The sequence below is a fragment of the Paenibacillus sp. OK060 genome (assembly GCF_900101205.1).
Classification (GTDB): domain Bacteria; phylum Bacillota; class Bacilli; order Paenibacillales; family Paenibacillaceae; genus Paenibacillus; species Paenibacillus marchantiae.
Map to the genome: position 1 here is coordinate 463,798 of NZ_FNFR01000002.1, position 21,857 is coordinate 485,654.

Annotated in this window: 14 protein-coding genes; 3 read left to right on the plus strand and 11 right to left on the minus strand. The window is 43.1% G+C overall.

Annotation, left to right across the window (positions count from 1 at the left end; genetic code table 11):
• Window positions 1–70: 70 nt before the first annotated feature.
• The 7 genes from BLS14_RS08350 to BLS14_RS08380 form a co-directional block, all read right to left on the minus strand.
• A complete protein-coding gene (locus BLS14_RS08350; RefSeq protein WP_090951022.1) occupies window positions 71–997 on the minus strand; it encodes an AraC family transcriptional regulator in 927 nt (308 codons plus the stop codon).
• 98 nt (window positions 998–1,095) lie between these two features.
• Complete coding sequence (locus BLS14_RS08355; RefSeq protein ID WP_090951026.1) at window positions 1,096–8,343, minus strand: endo-alpha-N-acetylgalactosaminidase family protein; 7,248 nt, start codon at window positions 8,341–8,343, stop codon at window positions 1,096–1,098.
• A 35-nt stretch (window positions 8,344–8,378) separates the two neighbouring features.
• The gene (gene gnpA / locus BLS14_RS08360) at window positions 8,379–10,553 is read right to left on the minus strand and encodes a 1,3-beta-galactosyl-N-acetylhexosamine phosphorylase (RefSeq protein ID WP_090951029.1); all 2,175 of its coding nucleotides are present in this window, start codon (window positions 10,551–10,553) and stop codon (window positions 8,379–8,381) included.
• 14 nt (window positions 10,554–10,567) lie between these two features.
• Window positions 10,568–10,750 (minus strand): DUF6903 family protein, encoded by a 183-nt coding sequence (locus BLS14_RS08365; protein ID WP_256336288.1) that lies wholly within the window; start codon window positions 10,748–10,750, stop codon window positions 10,568–10,570.
• Window positions 10,751–10,756: 6 nt separating this feature from the next.
• Window positions 10,757–11,650 (minus strand): carbohydrate ABC transporter permease, encoded by an 894-nt coding sequence (locus BLS14_RS08370; RefSeq protein WP_079693845.1) that lies wholly within the window; start codon window positions 11,648–11,650, stop codon window positions 10,757–10,759.
• Window positions 11,651–11,661: 11 nt separating this feature from the next.
• Window positions 11,662–12,555: a carbohydrate ABC transporter permease gene (locus tag BLS14_RS08375; RefSeq protein WP_063562707.1), complete on the minus strand. Its 894-nt coding sequence runs from the start codon at window positions 12,553–12,555 to the stop codon at window positions 11,662–11,664.
• 93 nt (window positions 12,556–12,648) lie between these two features.
• On the minus strand, window positions 12,649–14,007 hold the full coding sequence (locus BLS14_RS08380) for a carbohydrate ABC transporter substrate-binding protein (RefSeq protein WP_090951033.1): 1,359 nt from the start codon (window positions 14,005–14,007) through the stop codon (window positions 12,649–12,651).
• Window positions 14,008–14,235: 228 nt separating this feature from the next.
• Here BLS14_RS08380 and BLS14_RS08385 point away from each other — a divergent pair, with 228 nt between their 5' ends.
• A complete protein-coding gene (locus BLS14_RS08385; protein ID WP_090806964.1) occupies window positions 14,236–15,069 on the plus strand; it encodes an AraC family transcriptional regulator in 834 nt (277 codons plus the stop codon).
• 113 nt (window positions 15,070–15,182) lie between these two features.
• Here BLS14_RS08385 and BLS14_RS08390 read toward each other — a convergent pair whose 3' ends face one another.
• The 4 genes from BLS14_RS08390 to BLS14_RS08405 form a co-directional block, all read right to left on the minus strand.
• Entirely contained in the window at window positions 15,183–16,130 is a 948-nt protein-coding gene (locus tag BLS14_RS08390; protein ID WP_090951036.1) for an ABC transporter substrate-binding protein, read from the minus strand.
• Window positions 16,131–16,162: 32 nt separating this feature from the next.
• The gene (locus BLS14_RS08395) at window positions 16,163–17,470 is read right to left on the minus strand and encodes an NtaA/DmoA family FMN-dependent monooxygenase (protein WP_090951037.1); all 1,308 of its coding nucleotides are present in this window, start codon (window positions 17,468–17,470) and stop codon (window positions 16,163–16,165) included.
• Window positions 17,471–17,797: 327 nt separating this feature from the next.
• A complete protein-coding gene (locus tag BLS14_RS08400; protein ID WP_090951040.1) occupies window positions 17,798–18,769 on the minus strand; it encodes an alpha/beta hydrolase in 972 nt (323 codons plus the stop codon).
• 233 nt (window positions 18,770–19,002) lie between these two features.
• On the minus strand, window positions 19,003–19,272 hold the full coding sequence (locus BLS14_RS08405) for a CD3324 family protein (RefSeq protein WP_079693852.1): 270 nt from the start codon (window positions 19,270–19,272) through the stop codon (window positions 19,003–19,005).
• Between the two features lie 529 nt (window positions 19,273–19,801).
• Here BLS14_RS08405 and BLS14_RS08410 point away from each other — a divergent pair.
• Both BLS14_RS08410 and BLS14_RS08415 read left to right on the plus strand, forming a co-directional pair.
• On the plus strand, window positions 19,802–20,914 hold the full coding sequence (locus BLS14_RS08410) for a helix-turn-helix domain-containing protein (protein WP_090951043.1): 1,113 nt from the start codon (window positions 19,802–19,804) through the stop codon (window positions 20,912–20,914).
• Between the two features lie 15 nt (window positions 20,915–20,929).
• Window positions 20,930–21,853: an alpha/beta hydrolase family protein gene (locus tag BLS14_RS08415; RefSeq protein WP_090951046.1), complete on the plus strand. Its 924-nt coding sequence runs from the start codon at window positions 20,930–20,932 to the stop codon at window positions 21,851–21,853.
• Window positions 21,854–21,857: the final 4 nt, after the last annotated feature.

Below are 21,857 nucleotides of genomic sequence, written 5' to 3' on the forward strand. Positions count from 1 at the left end.
ATTTATGTTCATCATTGTATAGGGAGTTGGAGGTGCTGTCTTTAAACGATCAAGCTGTGTTTTTGTACAATCAGGACATTCGGGGTGGGTAATGCATTTTGCCAGAGCGGCCTTCGGCAAACTGATTGCGTCGGAATTTGGCCGGGGAAACACCAAGCTCACGGGTGAATATCCGGGTAAAATAATGCACGGATTGGAACCCGCACTGGATGGCGATATCTTTAATTGGTGTCTGTTCATTTAACAACAGCCCAGCGGCTTGCCGCACGCGCCGTTCCTGAATGTAATGAACGAAGGACTGCCCTAGATTTTCCTGAAACAATCGGGTCAGGTGACGGGATGAAATGTGGAGGTGCCTTGACACCGTCATAAGCGTAAGCTCATTGATCAGATTATCATCAATGTACCGTTTGGCCTGTCGGAACAACGTATTTGGTTCCACGGGCTGCTCTCCCGTGTCGGCCGAGTCTGTTCGAGTCGGAACGTGCAGATCTGCTATCGATAACAGCAGAGAAGCGGAAATTTGCTTTACAGCAAGAGGAAGAGTTGCCCCAGGCTGGTCGAAAGAAGTAATGAGCGCTTGCCATAAATGGCCAGTTGGCGTAAGGTCCGCTTGCTGGGCTACGCTTTGTCCAAGCTCCGCAAGACGACGGAAGAATTCAGTATAATAAACATCTGTGTGGGCTTCATCCAGTTCGAAAGCCACATAAGAAAGTGTCAGTCCGGTCTGGCTGCGAATTTGATGCCATACGCCTGGAAGAGATAAAAATGCTGTTCCTTTATTTAAAGCATAATGCTGGTTTTGCTCTATGTAGCTTCCTTCACCGTCTACCACATAACAAGCCTCAAAAAAGGAATGCCGGTGGAAGGCATTGTCGAAATGATCGGGCATGAATCCCCAATACAAAATGGACAATGAAAGCCCTGTTTGCTCCACTTTTGTAATATAACGATTGCATATGTGATTGGCCCGGCGGAAGCTGGCTTCGATGGTCATGGCGTTCCTCTCCCTTCAAGCTCTCATTATACGTTTGCATCACAAAAAGGCAAACCGGAAGTCGGTCTGCCTTTTTGAGTATTTTTCAACTAGGTAAATCAGATGATGCCCTTTTCGCAATACGATAATAATCTGCTAAATAAAACAGCTGCCTCAGCCCGGGTCAGATTACGTTTCGGATTAAGCTTGTGATCTGGTGTTCCTTGAATGAGATCAAGCTCAATGCAAATCGCTAATGCTTCCATGGACCAGATTCCTGCCTTATCCGCATCTTTGTACTTAGACAGTACCATTTGCGTTGTATTGGAGACTTCTGGCAATCTCCCTTTCATCTCAAGCGTTCTTACTATAATAACGGCCATTTCTTCACGGCTTAAGGGTTTCGTAGGTTCAAATAAATTACCCGCATAGCCTTTAAACAAACCTGCATCCGTCGCAGCACGAACATCATCCTTATACCACTTATCTTCGGTTACGTCTTTAAATGATGATGACCCATCAGCCTTAAGACCAAAAGCTCGAGTTAACATCGCTGCGATTTCAGAACGGTTTATCGTCAGATCTGGAGCAAATTTCTGATCATTCATGCCCTTGATAATACCTTTGCTCACAAGAGCTTCTATTTCCTTGTTTGCCCAGTGACCAACCGTATCGAGAAATGCTTTGGGTTTGGTGTTGCCCATATCCGGCTTATTTCCAGTTTGGTTATCCTGATCAGACCCATTATTTGTTCCTGTACCAGGATTAGGCTGGATATCGGGTTTCGTACCAGTGCCTGGACTTGATCCGGTGTCTGGATTTGATCCTGTTCCTGGATTTGTACCCGGATTGCTGCTGTCCTTCGCCTTTACTTTGACAGTCGCAATCGCTTTAATGTCCGTCCCATTGACCGCGCCTTTCACCTGAAAAGTACCTGCCTGTGCATAAAGGGAAGGATCAATCGTTTCCCATACAACGGCAGCATTCTCAGTCGTATCATTACTCAATGTCACAGTCACTTGCGAAGGCAATATCGGTGTAGAACCAGCTTCCGTTTCAACCTGTACATTCTCAATGGATACGATGTTAACTGCTAATTTTTCTTTAATGTAGAAATCATCCAGAATGAAGGCGTAATCAGAAGTAGGGCCTCCAGCGCCTTTGGATACCATTTTGAAAATAACTTGGTAATCATTTTGATCACCTGTCGTGAATTTTTTCTGGAAGCGAATATAACCTCCATCTTCACCCGCTTTATTACCCGGATTAGGTAGTGTGCTCAGTGTTTCCTTCAGCACAATTTCCCCTGTAGAACGTGATTGTACAGAAACCTCATAACCAGCATACTTTTCTAAGGTATAAATAAAGCCTAAGTCATATTCTGTGTTTGGTTCCATTTTCACGCTGGATTCATTCGTTTTTATTAATTTACCAACATCGGTTTCATTCACTTTCAACGAATTCTCACCATCCAGAACCCAGGTCATTACAGGACCAACCTTGTTCTCAGATGCGGATACAACGGGATTGTTATCCTGTTTATTACTTTGATCGGTTGCAATATGAATTTGCCTATCCCCACCACCGTACTCAAAAGGACCCCAGCCTTCGTACACATTTTCAAAATCCTCATATACAACATAGCTCTTATGCGTAGGGTCTTTCTCTACAGTTGTATGTTTCCAAATTCGCACATCATCAAATTGAACAGTACCCGCTCCCGGATCAGCTACAAGCTTAACTGTCGCGGAATTAATGCCTGCTGGAACCTTGAATTCAACATTCATTCTTTGCCATTTGGTGTCCACGTACTTGAAGGATGATTTATGGATGCCATCCTGACCTGTCACATGATTGGAATAGGTTTGACCATTAATCGTGACCTGAAGCGAGGATTCCCTCCCCTTTTCAGTCTGTGTCCACACTCCGACGGTGTAATCCTGACCAGGCTGCAATCCGGTAATCTCCTGTGAGATTACACCTGAATTACTACCGACCTCTGCGTATCTGTTCCAATTCGATTTGTTCATTTCTTTAGTGATATCGTATTCTGTATCCCCTTGAACAGTCTTGATTGTAATGTTTGCTGGATCATCGACTGTCCATGAACCTGGAACATTGAACTTCTCTGAATTGAAGGCAAAATCCTTGATCAAACTGCCTTCTCCCCAATTCCCTGCATTAGGTACCAAAGTCAGGGCATCAGCAGTTGCTGGATACAATACATAAGGCGTATTTTTCTTTGCCTTCGTAATCGTAAGAGATTCATTCCGAGCGACCAGCGTATCCACCAGAACTTTACCTTGTTGGGTCAATTCGTACATATTAAACTGTTTCACATCTTTAAATTCATCCGTCAACTGCCAAGTGGTCGAGTTACCTGTTGTGTTCCAATGGTACAGCTTCGCACCATCGTTAACACCCAAGATTTGATTAGCTTTGATATCCCAAACCCATGGAATTAACGAGTTAGCCTCACCTGTATGGCGCACTGATTCATCGGTAGTCGTTCCGGTATCTTTCCAAGAAGAGATCAGCTTGCCATTCTTGGTAAGCTCAATCATACCAGTGGATTTATTTCTCTTAGAGACGACATTATTATCAAAAGTTACTTGGTCCTCTTCATATTTCAGTACACCGAAATGCTGTATATACTTCGTCGGCAATACTTCATTGAAGAATACTGTTACACCCTGCTGTACGTCTGGCTTAGAATCGCCCCAAGTGGTCACACCAGGGATTTTTTGTCCTTTAAATAAAGCATTCCCTACAAAAATATCGAGATTGTTCTTCACCATTCTAGAAAGGATACTCTTGTTCCCTTTATTGGGATATCCTAAATCCGGACCCCAGTGAACGAAATCCACACCTGGTTCAATCGGACCTGAGAATTCTGTTCCTACTTTGACTCCAAGACCATTGGCATATTGCAACAATTTATAGGCATTGTAGTCATTGCCGGTATACACGTCTACATAATAGAAATCTAACGCAGGATCATTAGGGTCGTTGGCGTCCTTCGTGAGATTATATAGATTGGTTAACCGTGATTTCAGTTCACCACTCAGGACATCCTTCGTTTGATCTACATAATAAGCCGTATCGATCCAATCCCAACCTTTGGAGAGCTTATCTGTCTTCGGTCCATTAGCTGTAGCCCCAGTTAAATTGGAGTAATCCAGTTCGTTGGCATCGAGATGATATTCGGTTGCATTCAAATGTACGCCGACGTGAAGGTTGTACTTATCCCCCTCATCGATCAAATAATTGAAATCATCTAATCCACCTTGTCGTACACCAATATTAGAGTAGGAAGGAATATCATCATCATGCCCTTCCGCCTGATACCCCTTATGCAGAATCATCTGTCCAAAACCGTCTGTAAAATTGTACAGAACTTTCCCCGTATCCAAACTGTTCAAGAACGGATCATTGGCTTGACTCGCAAAGTTGAAAGCAATGTACATCATATTGTTCTTCATATCCTGTGCGCCAAATGGCTCATTGTAAATTTCCGTTCGGTAAGCAACAGCCGCATCTTGCCAATCTGTCTTTTCGTCGTTATTGCGTTCCCCAGTGACGACCACTTCATACCATGGCAACTCTTCAGTCTCACTACTTTGAAGATGTCGATACGTCCAACTGCCTGGCTTCACCGTTATTTTATTGACAAGCGGTTTTTTCTCTGTGGTGATTATCAATTTATTGCCACCACTCATGACGTTGTCCTCTGCCGATGCTGCCAAGCCATCTCCACTCACCATAACCATCGTTACACCGGTCGTACCGCTTTGCTTCATAAGAGACATATCGTCAACCAGTTCCTCTGAGACTCCGTGCCACTCCCCGTTTGACTTACTCCATGCATACGATGCATCTTTCATTGAACTATTCACATGGATCAGAGCGTTGTTCATTTGAATCGAACGCACTAAGAAATCCGGGCCGTCGGAAATTTTATCAATTTCAAATCGCACTACATTGTTCGCCTTTGCCTCGAGATGTCCATCAATCACAACGCCGATCTCATCAAACGTCATCGTGTACTGATATGTGCTAGCACTGTCTTTCTTCGATACTGTACGCGGTACATAATCCTTATTATTAATCTTCACGCTATTCGTTTGCTCCACGTCGGCCTGTAGCGTGTGATGATTCACTTGATACTCTACAATGCCTGGAAAATCTTTATATACAGTAACGGTCATACCATCATTCTCAATCGTATCTGTCTCTTGCGCCAGTTTCAGCTTAGGTAGCGACTCAAGTTCGACCATTTTGAGGTTACTCACCGTCATTTGTTTGGTTCCATACCATGAACGAAGACCAAACCAACCCGGCACAACAGCCATCGATTCTTCAGATATCGAACCCATATCTGTTGCTACGCCATCAGGACCCGTAATGTTGAGACTAACCGTTGTTCCCACCAAACGAAGCTCAATATGATAATTTGTATTGGCCTTTATCTGATACGTATTGGGAAAGGCTATCTCATTCCCGTTACTTGTTGTGACCTTCCACTTCCCATTAATATCATGAACGACACCTACATATTTGTCAGCTGCCGAACCTCTCACGATAAAACCATAACGGCCACCATCTGCTCCAGCGGAAACATTGGTGTTAAATTCAAAAATGATTGCCTGATCAGCGAATTTAGGGCTATCCTTATCCACGGCTAATGAAACCCCTGGCATGTTCAATCGGATTTGGCTGTCTCCATTGGCGAGAACCTCTGGTTTACTGTTATCAAGAGGACCCCAGTTCTGCGCATTATAATCTGGTGCATACACCCGAACCTCTTCTGCAGTGATCGCGTCTATCTTGGCTTGAATCGCATGGGTCACAGAATTGTAGATGCCAAATGAACCTGGTGTATATCCAGTTACATTCACACTGCCAGCCCTAATTCCATTCACGTAAAGGCCTAGCTCGTTCTCGATCATTTCTACACGTAGCGTGTAATCTTTGCCAGAAGCAAGTGCAGTAGTAGCACCAATCGCAAAGGCATCATTACTGCCTTCCAGCTTGTATTTCCAATTCCCCGGACTTTCTTCGTAAATCACGATATTTCCAAGTGTAATCCCAGTAGCTCCATCCGACTGCATTTTCACTTGATATATGCCGTTGGCTACTGGTGTTACATCCTTATTGATAGCAGCCGTTCCAGCATCCAACATCCCTTGCAAATATCCACTAGAAACTTGCGGCGTATCCTTGAAGCCTTCCCAATTTACGATTGAATCACCTTCATAGTACTCTTCATATCTCAGCTTGCCAACATGGGATGAAGACGTATTCATATCAAGGAATTCTTCAGTAAAAACAACATTATCAATATAAATGTAATTCTGCGCAACTACCCCAAAAGACCCTTCCCCGAGTTGCTGCACTGTCGGTAAGTTTGCTTGCAATGTAGCGCCATTAATACTTAAGATCACAGAATGATCAGAGTATTGAAGTCCAACTTTGTTCCAGGTATTAGGTAAAGGATTGAATTCCATCGCATCAGAAATGACAAAGTCAGTGCTGGTCCCATCCTTATTCAACAATACCCATTTCGTGCCTTCATATTTCACAATAGCACCATCGCCTATAACAAATCCGATATCCGATGTTGCTGGCTTCACATTCAACATATATGTGGCGCTTTGCAAGGACGGTGCATCCAAGTTCATTACATTGTCTTTGATATTGGATAGTCTCAATACCCGATTACTACCTTCTGTAATAATTGTAGAATCAGCACCAGTCCAAGTACCTTTAATTCCATCCTCAAAATCATTACTGTATTGTGCAATTTGTTTGGGTTCAATGATCTCATTCGTATATTGTACATTGTCGATTTGAAGCTCTACAGTGCTTCTAATGCGTAGCCCGAAGCGCCCAGCTGCTTCAGAATACTGTTCAAAAGTAATATCGCCAATCCGCTTTTTATTCAAAAAAACCGTTATTTTCTTACCATTAAAATTAAACATGAGATTGTTCCAACGCCCTTGAATCGGATAAGGAATCTCTTGCTTATCTCCCCAGCCCGTATTGGACTCCGGTATCCAGCTGCTCGGATCAACCCCGAGTTCATTGAAAATACTTGCTGAATCATTCATTCTGAAACCAAACGCAAATCCTTGTCCGCTAATCAATTTGTCCGGATTAACCAGTTTGAAATCTAATGAAAGAGTTCCTTGTTGAATTTGTGGCGAATCCAGATCCACACCTCGTTCGCTAGATCCTTTTTTAAGGGAGAGAACTTTATTGCCCGTAATATCCGTCACGACCGCTGCTTTCAGCCCTGACCAATGGGGGGTATAATTGGAGTCTTCATAATCTTGAACATAATTAACAATGTTTGAAGGTTTCTCCCTCGTGCCCACACCTTCAATTCTCACACTCTTGATGGCAATCTCTCCTGTAGCATAGCGCTTATACAGCCCGACTTGACCTAATCCAGACAACGAACTCAATAAATCAGTATTCTTATTGTAATAAGTCACGTCGTCTACAATGATCAGAAGCTTTATACCATTAAAGCCGATTTGAATGTGATAATCTGTGTCCATTTTTAGTTCTGGTCCGTCAAATGTTTCCCATTTACTTGTTCCATCCGGACTCTGAATAACCCAGGTTGTGCCGGAATCATAACGAATAGCTATGCCTTGGTTACTATCATTAGATCCTAGAACAAATCCAATATTGCTTTGATTTGTGCTGGTATACCGCATCGTTGTATCTATGATTCCTCCGGAGAGCCAAGGAGCCTTATCCCATGTTGCTATAGCTCCACTGCCACCCAGATTGTTAATCGTTACTGTCAATCCATTGTTTACTGAAGTTGTTCCATTTCCTTTGACGAAAGTTATGGCTTCCGGTTCCATGGACTGATAGTTATTCATATAAGAAACAACCTCTTGATTACTTGGAACATTATTTTTTAATTCTGCTAAGAATGTATCTATATCTACATTTCCTGTTGTTTCCATACTCTTTTCATGCACCGTGATTGCAGCTTCAGCTTTAATACTCGTTCCCTCTACAGAACCCTTTACGGTAAATGTCCCTACCTGCGCATAGTTAGAAGATTCGATTGGATCCCAGCTCACCATGACTTCTGCGGTAGTGCTGTCACTGTATACTGCTTGTATTACCGATGGGATTTCTGGCTGCTCTTCAACGTATGTTTCAACCTTAATTGGGGGGATGCTCTCGATCGTTTTTTCCTGTGGCTCAATCGGCAAATCACCAAATTCTCCTGAAGTAGCATAAGCAGTATTGCTTGGGAGTACCATTAACTGACTTGAAGCAACCAATAAAACCATCATCCAAATCCATAATTTGAATATCATTTTATTATTTTTTTTCCGCATCAAATCATTCCTCCTACAATAGAATGCTGGATTTTTTATATTTCGTACCACTTGATCTCATTTGCATCCAGCTTCAGTGAGAAGCTGGAGCCATCACCGCGGTAAACGACTGTTTCCTGTGGCTCATACGTATTATTCACGACGCAGAATTTGTCCTTTTCCACATAAGCATGAACCTCAACATTATAGTTCTCACTGAACCAGCTGTTCAGCTCCTGATCGCTGTGGGCGCTCCAGAGGATCGCACGGTACAGCAAGCGGCTATTCTCGAAGCTATATGGTAAACCGCTTATATATACGCTTCGCCCGTCGCCGAATTCGTTCACCGCAAGTTGAACTTCCTTGTCCGTTTGACGGAGAATCGTAGTATCTTCAAGGGCAAAAATATTTTTTTTGCCTTCTCCAAAGTTGATTTCCTTGCTTCCATCCGGATTGATTTTACAATCTGCCGTAATGAAATGTTCATGCTCATCCCAGTTATATTTATCATAACCCAGCGTAAAGCCACGTTCTTCCTCTACACCGAGGATGTTGGCCAGTTGGAAAAAGCGCCCATTCGCCTGATGCGCTGTGGGTTCGCCAACACCGATAAATCCACCGCCTTCATAAACAAACCTTTTTACGGCGGTAACAATATCCGTATCCAGCCACCATTCTCCACCCGTATAGGCCGTATCTGCATCTCCGACGTTTAATATGACGTCAATATCATCTAAAACGGAAGGATTTTCTTTGATATCGTCGAAGCTGATGAAGCTCACTTCGAAAGGTGCACCAGAGAGAGCTTCAATAATACCGGCATAACTGTAATTTTGCTTGTAATAAAGTGCATGATGGACCATATGGTTCCCCCAGGCCCGCATTTTGCCCCAACAGTTGAGCACGGCTACTGACTTGACGCAATACGGCGAGGTTCCCTGTACATTGTCATAGAGCGTACGGAACTCATCCGTAACGCTTTCTACATAATCAATAAACTCGGGAAAATCAAGGGCTAGCTTAAGATATCCGCCGTAGCCGATCCGATCGATCGGTTTGCGGAGAATCGCACGTCGCGCGGTGACCCAATTTACTTTGGCTTCCTTTACGGGGTCCCCGCCTGTATGAAAGGTATCCGGGAAAAAGTAAGGTAAGAAACGGCCTTCCGTATATTGCACGCCCGGGATATCGCTGATCAGCCTTAGTGTTGAACCGTTTCCTACACTGCCAACTACGGCATCCAGACCGATTGATGCAAATTCCTCCATGAAAGGCTCTGTGCCGATCCAATGATCACCCAGGAACATCATGGCCTCCTTACCACATTCGTGGGTAATATCGACCATTTCTTTGGCAAGGCTCGCCACTTCCCGACGCTGGAATGCTTGAAAATCACGGAACTCTTTCGTAGGTATTCGATAGGTGTTATTGTAGTATCCTTGGTCGATAATAAATTCAGGTCTGAACCTGTACCCGATCTCTTCCTCAAACTGTTCGAGGATATAAGGGCTAACTGAGGCTGAATAGCCGTACCAGTCCACATATTTTTCACGAGCGAGCTCATCAAAAACCAAGGTGAATTGGTGGAAGAAGGTTGTATAGCGAATCACATTGACATAAGGATGATCTTCGATAAACTTGCGAATTCGCTCCATCGTATACTTACGAGTCTTCGGTTGACGAACATCAAAGGTAATTTGATGCTCGACATCTTTCCATTCATTGGTGACCGCATTGTACATATGAACCGGATCCCACATAATATAAGCCAAAAAACTAACGGTATAGTCATGGAACGGCTGGGTTGTGATGGTGACATCGCCGATTTTCTCGTCATAGCTCCATTGTTCGGTCGGAACGACCTCTCCGGTTGTACGATCGATGACTTCCCACCAGCGCTGAATATCGTCGCGACAATTCACTTTGAGCATGTCAGGATAAATCCCCTTCATAAGGGAAACGGAAATGCTTTCGCCTTCAGCCGTATGAATGGGAGTCATCAAATACATTTGTTGAATCTCTTCAGGGTTGGCATTAGCCCATACGTTATCCTTACGGGTTGTATAATAAGTGGAATAGACCTTGGCATCGATATCCCGCAGTTCGGCGGGAAAGTCAGTTCCATCACAATCACGTACAGCGTCGGCTCCCCAGCGTTTCATGATCTCCAGGGTTTGCGGAATAACATCTAAATCAGTAGGGATCGTTACACGTCCTCTTTTTGTACTCATGGTTGAAAACTCCTCTATTTATATTTTCGGTTATATAGCCATAGCAGACCGATCAGCATAGCGAGACCAAGCAACATCAGACCCAGTCCGGGGGCTCCAATGTTCTTTTGGCCGACAATGACCAATCCGATACCGACGATAAAAACAATCAGCATTAACAAATTACGCAAAAAATTCTTTGTAGAGTCTTCCATCATCGCACCTTATCCTTTCAGCCCGCCCATCGTCATACCTTGGGTTAGCTTTTTTTGTACCAGAATATATATAATCAAGGTTGGAAGCATGACCAGCACCAGACCTGCATACATCTGACCATACTGAACTGCGGATTTTTGCGCCGCCATCAGGTTCATTAAGCCGACAGGTAATGTCTTCAGGGTCGGTTTGGTTAGGAGCGTCATAGAGATAATATATTCGTTCCAGTAGGACAGGAAATTGAACAGAATAACCGTTACGATACTGGGTTTGGCCATAGGCATAATGACTTGCACCATAGTACGAAAATAGCCAGCACCGTCCACCGAGGCCGCTTCCTCAAATTCTTTGGGCAGCGATTTAAAATATCCCGACATGAGATAGATCGTAAATGGCAGTGCCATCGCAGCATAAACCACCGCGAGAACAAACAGGTTGTTCAGCAAAAAAGGGTGTCCCAGTATGCCGCGGAGCATCTTGTCGCCGTTATTAAGCATCAGAAAGATAGGAACAATGATATAGTTTACATTAATAAACAAACCCGCCATAAACATCATATTCCAGAATCCGTTCCCTCTAAATTTAAAACGAGAAAGTACATAGGACGCAGGCAATGCCACAATAAGTAGAAGCACCAGTGCGATTACCGTCACCAATACGGAATTGAGCATAAAAGAACCCATTTTTGCCTTGAGCCATGCATCAGCAAAGTTCTGTAGATGCATCCCGGCGGGAAGTGCCCAGGGGCTGCCGTAAAACTCACTGTCTTGTTTGATGGAGGCCATGAATGCCCATAGAACAGGGATGAGGATGAGGATGGCTAAAGCGATCAGTATAACGTAAATGAAGCCTTTGTATAATTTGTCGCTAACACCTCTCCGTGAGCGGTTGTTTGTATTCATCTTATTCCCTCCTAAAATTCCAAATGCTCTCGTCTGGTAACTGCGTTTAGTATTCCAGCAAGCGCAAACGAGAACAGGAACACAATTACACCGATGGCCATCCCATAGCCATAAGAGGAATTAGTATATGCTTCTTTATACATATAACTGAGGAACACTTCGGTGGCACCGTCTGGACCGCCGCTTGTCATCGTCATCACGAACAAGAAACTCATGTTAATCGTACTGATGATGAAAAAGGTGAGCGTCGTCCGTATGTTCGTCCAGATTAAAGGAATGGTTATCTGGAAAAACTGAGCCATTCGCCCTGCTCCTTCAAGCCCTGCGGATTCATATAAGCTCTCTGGAATGTTGGCCATACTAGCCATGTACATTACCATGTAATAGCCGATCGCCTGCCAGATCATCGCGCCTGCAAGACTGAAAATAACTACTTTCTGATCCCCTAGCCATAGAATGGGCTCTGCTTGTAATCCGCGAAACAGCTTTAGCAATGAGTTCATAAGCCCGCTATTCGGATCGTAAATCGCTGAGAAGATCGCACTGATGACAACCACAGACAGAATGTTAGGAATATAGAAGATTACGCGTAAAACATTTTGCCCTTTGAGTTTTTCACGTGTGAGCATCGATGCAAACAGAAGTGCCAGAGCAAAGGTCACGATTGTAACCAGAACAATGAGCAGAACACTATTTTGAAAGGTCTGATAAAACTTATCGCTATGAAACAGCTTATTGAAATTCTGCAAACCTACGAAGGTTTTGTTATCGGTATAGCCGCCCCACTTGTACAATGACATCCGAAAGACATCGATCGTAGGAATAATTAAGAAAATTGCAAAAAGGAGGACGGCGGGTGCTAGACAGAAGAAGATAAAACGTCCTCTTCCTTTTTTCATATCCATGGCTTTCTCTCTCCTCCCAAAGGTCAGATCATGGTGGTCAGCTCAGGTCGCCCACCATGATCCTGTTACATTCTCAAGGCCCAGGCCTCTTTATTATTTCAATGCTCCCCGCAAGGCGTCGCTTGCTTTAATGATTCCCTCAACCCACTGTTGCTGTGTTTTAGCACCTGTTACAAGGGAGTCAATGGACGCAAACACTGCATCCGATATATTCACCCCTTCAACTGGGTCAGTTGTTGCAAATGCACCCATAGCAGCCTTTGCCCCATTGTCATAGATGCTGTAGAAAAGCTTGTTGTCTCCATCCAATTTGTCGGACATACCTTTGATCGGTTGAATCGCGCCAACCTTTGCAAAAATGGCTGCTGCCTCATCGGAATAAAGATAAGCAATAAATTGTTTTGCCAGATCTGCGTTTTCCGCTTTGGCAGGAATCCAAATTTGTTCGAAGAAGGTATACGAATAACGGTCGCCACCGTCTTTTATTGCCGGAAGAGCTGTGAAGCCCCATTTGAAGCCTTCTGCTCGCGGAGCTTTGCTCATTTCGCCAACGACCCAAGTACCGTTAGGCATGAAGAGTGCTTTATTGTCCAGAATCAGTTGTTGGTTTTTGGTAAAGTTATCTTTGTTGGCATTTGCGGGAACCGTTTTTTCGGTGTAAGTAGCCAGTTTACCGATCAGTTCAACCGTTTGTTGAGCTTCTGGGGTTTGCCAAATGCCTTCGTTGTAATGCGTCACTTTAGTGAAGAAATCCGCGCTGCCCACCTCGTTGAGCAAAGCATAGAAGAAAGAGTCAAAGTAACCTGACGTCGGATAAGCAAATAGTGAAATACCCTCGGCTTTAGCTTGATCACCTAGAGCCCACATTTCTTCCCAAGTCGTAGGAACTTTCCAACCTTTTTGTTCAAACAAACCCTCGTTATAAAACAAACCGGTAGGGCTGTAGAACATAGGCATCAGATAGGTCTTTCCATCGTTATACGGATTCGTGATCGTTGTATCAGTGAAACCTGGAATCAGCTTATCCTTGACGGTTACACTTTCGCCGGGTATGGTCATGGACAGCACATCTGAAAGGTCAGTTAGGTTATTATCCTTTACAAAGGTTTCAGTCAAGCCCTTCGGCTGACCCGTTGCCAAATGGATAACATCAGGAAACTCACCAGATTTCATACCGGGTCCAATGACATCTTCAATATTTTTGTCAATCGTCGTTTCGACTTTCACGCCAGGATTGGCGCTTTCGAAGGCAGCCGTAATTTCTTTCCATACATCAGCCCCGTAAGCGGTTTCCAAAGCAGCTAGCTTAAGAGTACGTTGTTCCGTAGATGTTGCCGAGTTCGTGTTGGATGAATCCTTTGTTGAATTAGGGCCATTTTCAGAAGAGCTGCCGCAGGCTGCCAAGCTAAGAGTCAATGCTGCCGTGATCGCAAGGCTAAGAATTTTTTTCATAAATCCATTCCCCCTATATTTAGTGATCATACGTAACCGCTTACATTCTTTCTCGCCCTTTTAATTTATCTTAACGGCCTCTTTATATCTACATACATGTTGTCGTTGATTTTATATATCTTGCTAATATAATAAATTTATAAATTAACAATTTTTTCACAACATAAAACGTTGAAATTGGTTTAACTGTAGTTCACTAAATGAGATTGAGGAAAGGACGGACTGCAGATGGGAAATGTACGCTATTGGCTTCCCGGAAAGGGACGTGGAGAGATTCCCGCAAAGTTAATCTATGTTAGCTCTTCCATTTATGAAGGAGATTGGTTCAGCATTCGTCATTCACATAACTTCGCGGAGCTGTTTTATGTCCGAAGTGGACGAGGGAATTTCATCGTAGAGGATGAGATTTTTTCGGTGCAGCAGGACGATCTTGTCATCGTGAACCCGAACGTAGAGCATACCGAAGTATCCATTGGGAGTGACCCTTTGGAGTATGTAGTGCTTGGGGTTGAGGGGATGAGTTTTGATTTTGGAAAGCAAAGTGGAACCCGTAATCATGAAATTATCAATTATTCAAAACAGAGGAATGAACTCTTGTTGTATTTCAACGCTATGCTTTCGGAGACCGAAAACAAGGATGAGAACTATGAGGACGTCTGTCAAAACTTACTTGAGATTGTAATCATTAGTTTAATGAGAAGATCTGGTCATCCCTTCTCTGTTGTAACCACGCAAAGGGCTGACAAGATATGCAGCCGGATCAAGCGACATATCGACTCGAACTACGCGGAGGAAATCTCGCTCCACTCTCTTGCAGAAAAGGCGCATATCAGCAAATATTATCTGGCACACACTTTCGCTAAATATTACGGTATGTCACCTATTAATTATCTCAATGAGGTCAGGATTCGTGCGAGCAAGGAGCTACTAGAAACCACAGATCTTTCCATTGCTCAAGTTGCGGAATCCACTGGTTTTTCCTCTCAAAGCTACTTCTCACAAAATTTCCGCCGGTGCTGTGGCCTAACTCCAAGCGGTTATCGTCTTCAGACAAAAAAATGAGCTCAAATTAATCGCCAACTAGGTAACTTCTAATGCAACTATATGCTTGTCTCCCTAGAGCAAAAAAGTCCGATTGCGCTCAGTATCAGCAATCGGACTTCTTGTATTATGAATTATTGTTCAGCTAATTTCAGGAAATACTCTGAAGCCAAACGAACAGCCAGAATACTCGCACTATTGAGGGAATTATCAAAGATAACTACATGGTTATTTTTTACTGCCTCCAGAGAGTTCCATACCTTCGAAGATTCCTTTTCCTTCACGGCTGCCTTTGCAACGTCAATATCATGCTGGATAATAATATAATCGGGATTCATGTCGTATAGTCCCTCCAGCGTAAGCGCCTCGCCACCCTCAGGATATCCCTTCGGTGCCAATAATCCAAAGCCTGCAGTTTGATTGTAGTACATTGTATTTTTAGATCCTTGAGCATTAAAATTGGCTTTTCCATCAACCCGCAACAAGGCAAAGGTCTTATCCTCAAGAGTACCTAACTGTTCTTTCGTTTGTGCTATCATTTCTTGGGTTCCCTTAATCAATTGTTCTGCGAGCTCTTCTTTTCCAACAACCTCAGCAAGGAGCATCGTTGTTTTTTCCCAGGTATCGGTGTAGTCGATTAAGATGACTGGAGCAATCTTGTTCAACTCATCATAGATGGTATCCACAGACCCCTTAAAGGTTACAATCACATCAGGCTGGGCCTCAATAATCTTTTCCAAATTCGCTGAGTCGCTACCCAAATCAATAATATCAGTAGACCCGGCGTAAGGCTGTAAAGTTGCAAACTTCTCCATCGCTTCCGAAGCGCTTATTGATGCGATTGGAGGTGTATCCAGAGCAAAAAAGTAATCTAAGTATAATGGATGCAGCACCGCTATACGCTCTGGTCGTTTCTCAAGCATCACCCCATTATCGCTGGCATCCTCAATGGTTCTTGGCCATCCTTCACCCTCGATCTTGCTGGCCTCAGGAGTAACTGCAACGGGCGTTTCGGAGCAACCAGCCAGTATCCCCCCTGCAAGTAAAATTACAGTTAAAATCAATCCAGTTAGTCTTTTCATATGTCCTCCCCAATTACTGTGTATGCAGTGTTTTATGAATTTCCTAAATGATCTCGCAACGTTTCCCCGGTATATTCACTTCTGAACAGACCTCTTTCAACTAACTTTGGAATCAGCTTTTCAAAAAATATTTCCATCGATTTTTCTGAACCGCCTGGCAGGGCGATGAATCCATCAATAGCACCAGCCTCAACCCGCTCAATAATATCATTCATTACGGTCTCGACTGTTCCCACAGATACCCAATGAGCAGATCCGACAACCTCAGGCCGATTCAGGATATCTTTTACTGTAGGCTGATATTTTGTAATATAACGGCGCAACAGCTCAGCATGTGTGCGACTGCGAACAGCCTGATCAGGATCAGGCAGCATATCCTCGGTTACGCGTTGATCTAAGGGGAAACTGCTTAAATCAAGACCCATCAACGATTTCAGAGATGCGTGTCTGCGCTCAAGACTTAAATGGGCATGAGCAGCCTTATGTAATTCAAGCGCTTCTTCGTGCGTATCGGCCAGGAAAAAATATAACCCCGGCAAAACTTTAATCGTGTTCTGATCGCGCCCATGTTCTACAGCTCTTTTTCTCAAATCACTTCGCAATTCCACGCCCGATTCAAGATCCGGCATTGCCGCAAAAATAGCATCCGCTACGGAAGAAGCAAAATTCCGTCCAATATCCGAAGCACCAGCTTGAAACAGAGGAATGGTTCCCGATGGATGAGAAGGTAAAGTGAGTGGCCCTTTTACATTGAAAAATTCACCGGAATGATGAATAGCAGTCACTTTTTCCTTATCAGAAAACATGCCTGACTCACGGTCAATAACAATAGCCTCATTCGGAAAACTATCCCAAAGCTTGCATACCACTTCCGTAAATTCTATTGCCTTTGCATACCGTTCTTCCGGTGATGGCATTGGCGAATTCCCGAAATTATCGGCGCCTTCAATAGAAGTGACAATATTCCACCCGGCACGCCCATTACTTAGCCAGTTTAAGGACTGAAGCTGCCGGGCAACAACATAAGGCGGATTAAACGTGGTAGAAATGGTCGTAACGAGTCCGATGCGGTTGGTTTCACGAGCTATTGCTGCAAAAAACAAAGTAGGATCTGGGCTGCCGAAATTAGAAGAATCGCCTAACATCTGCGGGCTAATATACAGATAATCAGCTCTGAAAAGAAAATCGAGCTTAGAGTTCTCCGCCATTTTTGCCCAATGAATATAATAGTCAATGGTTCCTGTCTGCTCTACTCCGCTATCCCGGTGCCGCCAACCGTCACCTTTATTCCATGTTGCATTTAAGGACAATCCAATACATAGTTGTCTGTTTGAAGTCATTTCTACCAACCTTTCTTAGTTCTTATCATTGTTTTGCTCTAGAAAGCCCTCCGGACAAATTTTGCCCCCACCAAATAATAATGATTCTCATTATCAAAACAAAGTTTAGCAAGGATTCAAGCAAATTTAAATACACAAGTTACAAATTCGATATGCACAATTATCTAAACTATGGTTGGACGGCAAAAGGTCTGGTTCTTGCCCCACGACAAAACAAAAAAAGCCGCATCAATGCGACTTTATCTTTCAACACTCTAACTTGTGTCATTTGTACTGCTTCCACCCTATTGTCTCGGTTCCGATTCGACCTCTAAATTAGTCTTATAATCAAAGTAACTCCAGAGCTTTCAACAACGCATACTCACTAGAGGTGGCACCTATTTGAGAAAAATGTGCATTCGGAAACATTGGAGCCAAATGATGATATCCAGGAAGTACTTGCAATTCGATCAAAACACCGTCAAAGGCAAGTTGTTTGGCAAATAATAAGGTTTCATCTATGAACAAATCAATGCTGCCTATGCTCATATAAGTGGGTGGTAAACCGGCAAGAGATTTTGCACGCGCTGGCACGTAATATTCACTTGTTTCCTCTTGTCCGGGTTCGTGACCTAAGACAGATTTCCAGCCGAAATAATTGCTTTTTTTGGTCCAAACAAACTCGCCGGCATAAGGATGGTCTGGCAAAATACTTGTACGGTCATCGAGCATGGGGCTGCGCAGTCTTAGATGATGGATGTCGAATTCCTTCTGGTCGCGAATGTACAGGGCTAACCCCGCTGCTAATCCACTACCGGCGCTGCTGCCTGCAAGAGCGACTTTCTCGGTATCTAACCCTAATTCCTCGGCATGCTCGATGCACCATTTCAGGCCGGAATAACAATCCTGTAATTGACTTGGCTGAATATGTTCTGGCGCTAGCCGATAGTAAACAGATACACAGCAAAAACCATGTTGCACAGCCAGTGCCGCATTGCTTTGGCGTTCACCGACCGGACTGCCCATAACCATTCCCCCACCATGAATCGAATAATATAACGGCATCTTACTGTTCTTTGGTTGGAGGGGTTTAATAATTTCGATACGAATATCAGGACCACCAAAATAACTTGGAACCGCCCTTTCTTCGAATGTGACTGGAAACAGCTGCGTTACATCGATTTGCTGCATCATTTTTGTTTGACTTTTCCGTGCTTCCATTAGTGTGGCAGCGGAAAGATCGGTGGCTGGTATTAAATCAATTGCACTTATTAGCTCCTGATCGATCAGATGTCTGCTTCTGCTTTTTGGTTCATTCATATTTACTGTTTCCTCGCTCTCTTAATTATGTCCAATGAAGTACTGCTCTCTCCAATGGTCCAGTATTCCCGATTTGAATCCAGATCAAAAGTTACATTTTCTCTCACTGTATCGACTCCTCTTCTGCCTAATCCTATTGTAAAGAGAGCAATTAACTATTCAAATGAAAACAATAAGTTAGAATCGTTTTTGACATAAAAAACACTGATGAATTTCTTCATCAGTGCCGTGTACTACTTATTTTTGGAATAAACAATTTTCTTAATGGTTTCAACAGAGAGAAAGTAGTCCTTAGCAAGTTGCTCAATGCTGCTATTACTCTTAAAGGCTTGTCTAATAGTGGCATTTCGGTGATCTAACCATTGCCTTCCGCCACTCAAACTTCCCCAATGATTATATTCCTTTTCCTGTTTTGGGATGTAAATCGTCTCTCCCTGGACATACTCTTGAATCATTATTATTAACTTTTCGGGCAATATTTTTTTAGCGTTTGTATATTTCACTCTGCTTCACTCCTTATTTTTGAAAATAAGGTGCAAAGCCAAAATATTAGAAAAGCTTATTTAGCGTTAGAAAAGATTTAACCCCATGCAAAGTAACGCTTCTCCAATACTGGCTTTGCACAAGTGAAGCAAGTCACAGACAATCTTAACAGATTCTCCATCAGTAAAGCACCTCCCTTTTTACGTTGCCAGTATAGCATATTTCTAATTACTTCGGACCATCTCATGAACAATAGTTAGTCGCTCCTATGGATATATTTGATTAACTTAACCTTACGTGTATCGATGTCGAATGTAATAAACTCCTTCGCATTTGGAGGATTGTGTGGACTAAACCATAACTTGGTTGCGGCTTCTGAATTTTTTGATAATACTGAGTAATCGCCATTTGTATGGACGGATTAAGTAACGTCAAAGATACCCTTACCTATCAAGTTTCCCAATGGTTGATTTTTTTAACACAAGTCAACGACAAGTCGCTTGGGAGTTTATTTTATAAACCGTATAATCATAAGCAGAGGTGACGTTGATGAACGAAATTAATTTAGCATCGATCCTTGTAGCAAAACGCAGAGAAAAAGGATTAACACAGGATGCGGTTGCTGCATTTATCGGTGTTTCCAAAGCGTCTGTTTCCAAGTGGGAAACGGGACAAAGCTATCCTGACATCACATTTCTGCCACGGCTTGCGGCCTATTTTAACATTAGCATTGATGAATTGATGGGTTATTCCCCGCAAATGGAGCAGTCGGACATCGCAAAGCTTTACACCCGACTGGCCAATGATTTTGCTGCCCTTCCTTTTGATGAGGTAATCGCTGAATGTACGGCGATCATCAAAAAATATTACGCCTGCTTTCCGCTTTTATTGCAAATGGTTAAGCTGTACACAAATCACTTCACGCTGGCGAGAACACAAGAGCAAAAAGAGACTCTTCTTAACGAAAGCGTGACCCTGTGTGAACGGATTCAGGGCGAAAGTGGCGATATGCACCTTTCCAACGATGCGATTTTGTATCAGTCGGTTTGTCATCTTGCGTTAAGGAGCCCTCAGCCTGTCTTAGATTTACTTGGGGAGACTGTCCGGCCCGTGATGCCAAAGGGCGTGTTAATTTCACAGGCATATCAGCTTATGGGCAACATCGCCAAAGCCAAAGAAACCTTGCAGGCTGAACTGTATCAACACGTAATGACAGTCTTTCAAGGGCTACTGAACGTCCTACAACTAAATATTAATAATATCGAAAAAGCCGAAGCAGCTTTTATGAGAGCGTCCGATTTTGCACGGATTTTTGATATGAAACGGCTAAATCCAAACAATGTCATTCTGCTTTACGCACTAGGCGCTCATCTATATTGCGTGAACAAATCACCCGAAAAATCGATTGAACTACTTGAAAAATATGTGGAAACCTGCGTGGAAGGATTCTTTCCTTTTGAGCTCCGTGGAGATTCCTTTTTTGATCTGATTGATCCGTGGCTGAAAGATTTCGACGTCGCCGCTCCCCGCAGCGAGCAGGTTATAAAGAATAGCATGATGAGGGATGTGCTGATGAATCCAGCATTCGATTATTTACGTGAAGTTCCCGAATATCAACGACTAGTTCAGAAAATGAATCATTTTTTAGAAGAAAAATGTTAATTGGAGGTTATGGGAATGAACGAAAAACTAATCATTGGCAAAGAAACGAATTATCCTCTAAATGGAATTTTGTCACTGCCGGAGGATTGCTCATCAAAAGTTCCGGCAGTGGTACTAGTACATGGCTCTGGCCCTGCAGATATGGATGAAAAGGTGGGGAATAACTTCCCTTTTAAAGACCTCGCCGAAGGGTTGTCAGACAAAGGAATCGCCGTGCTGCGATATGACAAAAGAACATTCGTCTATGGAAAAGAAATGAAAAACGATACCGGCTTATCCGTTAAAGAAGAAACGATTGAAGATGCTATCCTCGCAGCAGATTTATTGCGCAAAGACCCACGTATTGATACCAACCAAATATTCATTATTGGTCATAGTTTAGGCGGGATGCTAGCTCCACGAATTGATGCAGAAGGTGGACATTTTGCTGGGATCATTATTATGGGTGGGTCTCCACGCAAGTTAGAAGAGATTCTAATGGATCAAAACAACGATGTTTTAGACTCATTAAATAAGTTTTTGAAAATGATTGCGAAGAAACAAATAGCAGCACTATCAGCTAAGTTTGATAAAATTTATAAATTAAGTGATGAAGAAGCGAAATCAACTGTGGTTTTGGGGAAATATTCTAGAGCCTTCTACTTCAAAGAGATGGGAGAACATCCCTCCATTAATTACCTTAACGTATTAGATAAACCCGTACTCATTTTGCAAGGAGATCAAGATTTCCATGTATCCGTAGACAAAGATTTTAAGGTTTACAAAGACCTATTGGGTGAAAAACCAAACGTAATGTTTAAACTTTATCCCAACTTAAATCATTTATTTATGCCAGCTGTTTATGGAGAAATATTAAAAATGAAAAAAGAGTACAAAGTTGCACAACATGTAGATAAGAACGTGATCAATGACATTTCCGAATGGATTCATTCAATTTAGGAAA

What these genes read in the sequence shown, in the direction of transcription:
- BLS14_RS08350 (WP_090951022.1), bottom strand. Translation starts at nt 997, where the DNA reads ATGACCATCGAAGCCAGCTTCCGCCGGGCCAATCACATATGCAATCGT.
- BLS14_RS08355 (WP_090951026.1), bottom strand. Translation starts at nt 8,343, where the DNA reads ATGCGGAAAAAAAATAATAAAATGATATTCAAATTATGGATTTGGATG.
- gnpA (WP_090951029.1), bottom strand. Translation starts at nt 10,553, where the DNA reads ATGAGTACAAAAAGAGGACGTGTAACGATCCCTACTGATTTAGATGTT.
- BLS14_RS08365 (WP_256336288.1), bottom strand. Translation starts at nt 10,750, where the DNA reads ATGATGGAAGACTCTACAAAGAATTTTTTGCGTAATTTGTTAATGCTG.
- BLS14_RS08370 (WP_079693845.1), bottom strand. Translation starts at nt 11,650, where the DNA reads ATGAATACAAACAACCGCTCACGGAGAGGTGTTAGCGACAAATTATAC.
- BLS14_RS08375 (WP_063562707.1), bottom strand. Translation starts at nt 12,555, where the DNA reads ATGGATATGAAAAAAGGAAGAGGACGTTTTATCTTCTTCTGTCTAGCA.
- BLS14_RS08380 (WP_090951033.1), bottom strand. Translation starts at nt 14,007, where the DNA reads ATGAAAAAAATTCTTAGCCTTGCGATCACGGCAGCATTGACTCTTAGC.
- BLS14_RS08385 (WP_090806964.1), top strand. Translation starts at nt 14,236, where the DNA reads ATGGGAAATGTACGCTATTGGCTTCCCGGAAAGGGACGTGGAGAGATT.
- BLS14_RS08390 (WP_090951036.1), bottom strand. Translation starts at nt 16,130, where the DNA reads ATGAAAAGACTAACTGGATTGATTTTAACTGTAATTTTACTTGCAGGG.
- BLS14_RS08395 (WP_090951037.1), bottom strand. Translation starts at nt 17,470, where the DNA reads ATGACTTCAAACAGACAACTATGTATTGGATTGTCCTTAAATGCAACA.
- BLS14_RS08400 (WP_090951040.1), bottom strand. Translation starts at nt 18,769, where the DNA reads ATGAATGAACCAAAAAGCAGAAGCAGACATCTGATCGATCAGGAGCTA.
- BLS14_RS08410 (WP_090951043.1), top strand. Translation starts at nt 19,802, where the DNA reads ATGAACGAAATTAATTTAGCATCGATCCTTGTAGCAAAACGCAGAGAA.
- BLS14_RS08415 (WP_090951046.1), top strand. Translation starts at nt 20,930, where the DNA reads ATGAACGAAAAACTAATCATTGGCAAAGAAACGAATTATCCTCTAAAT.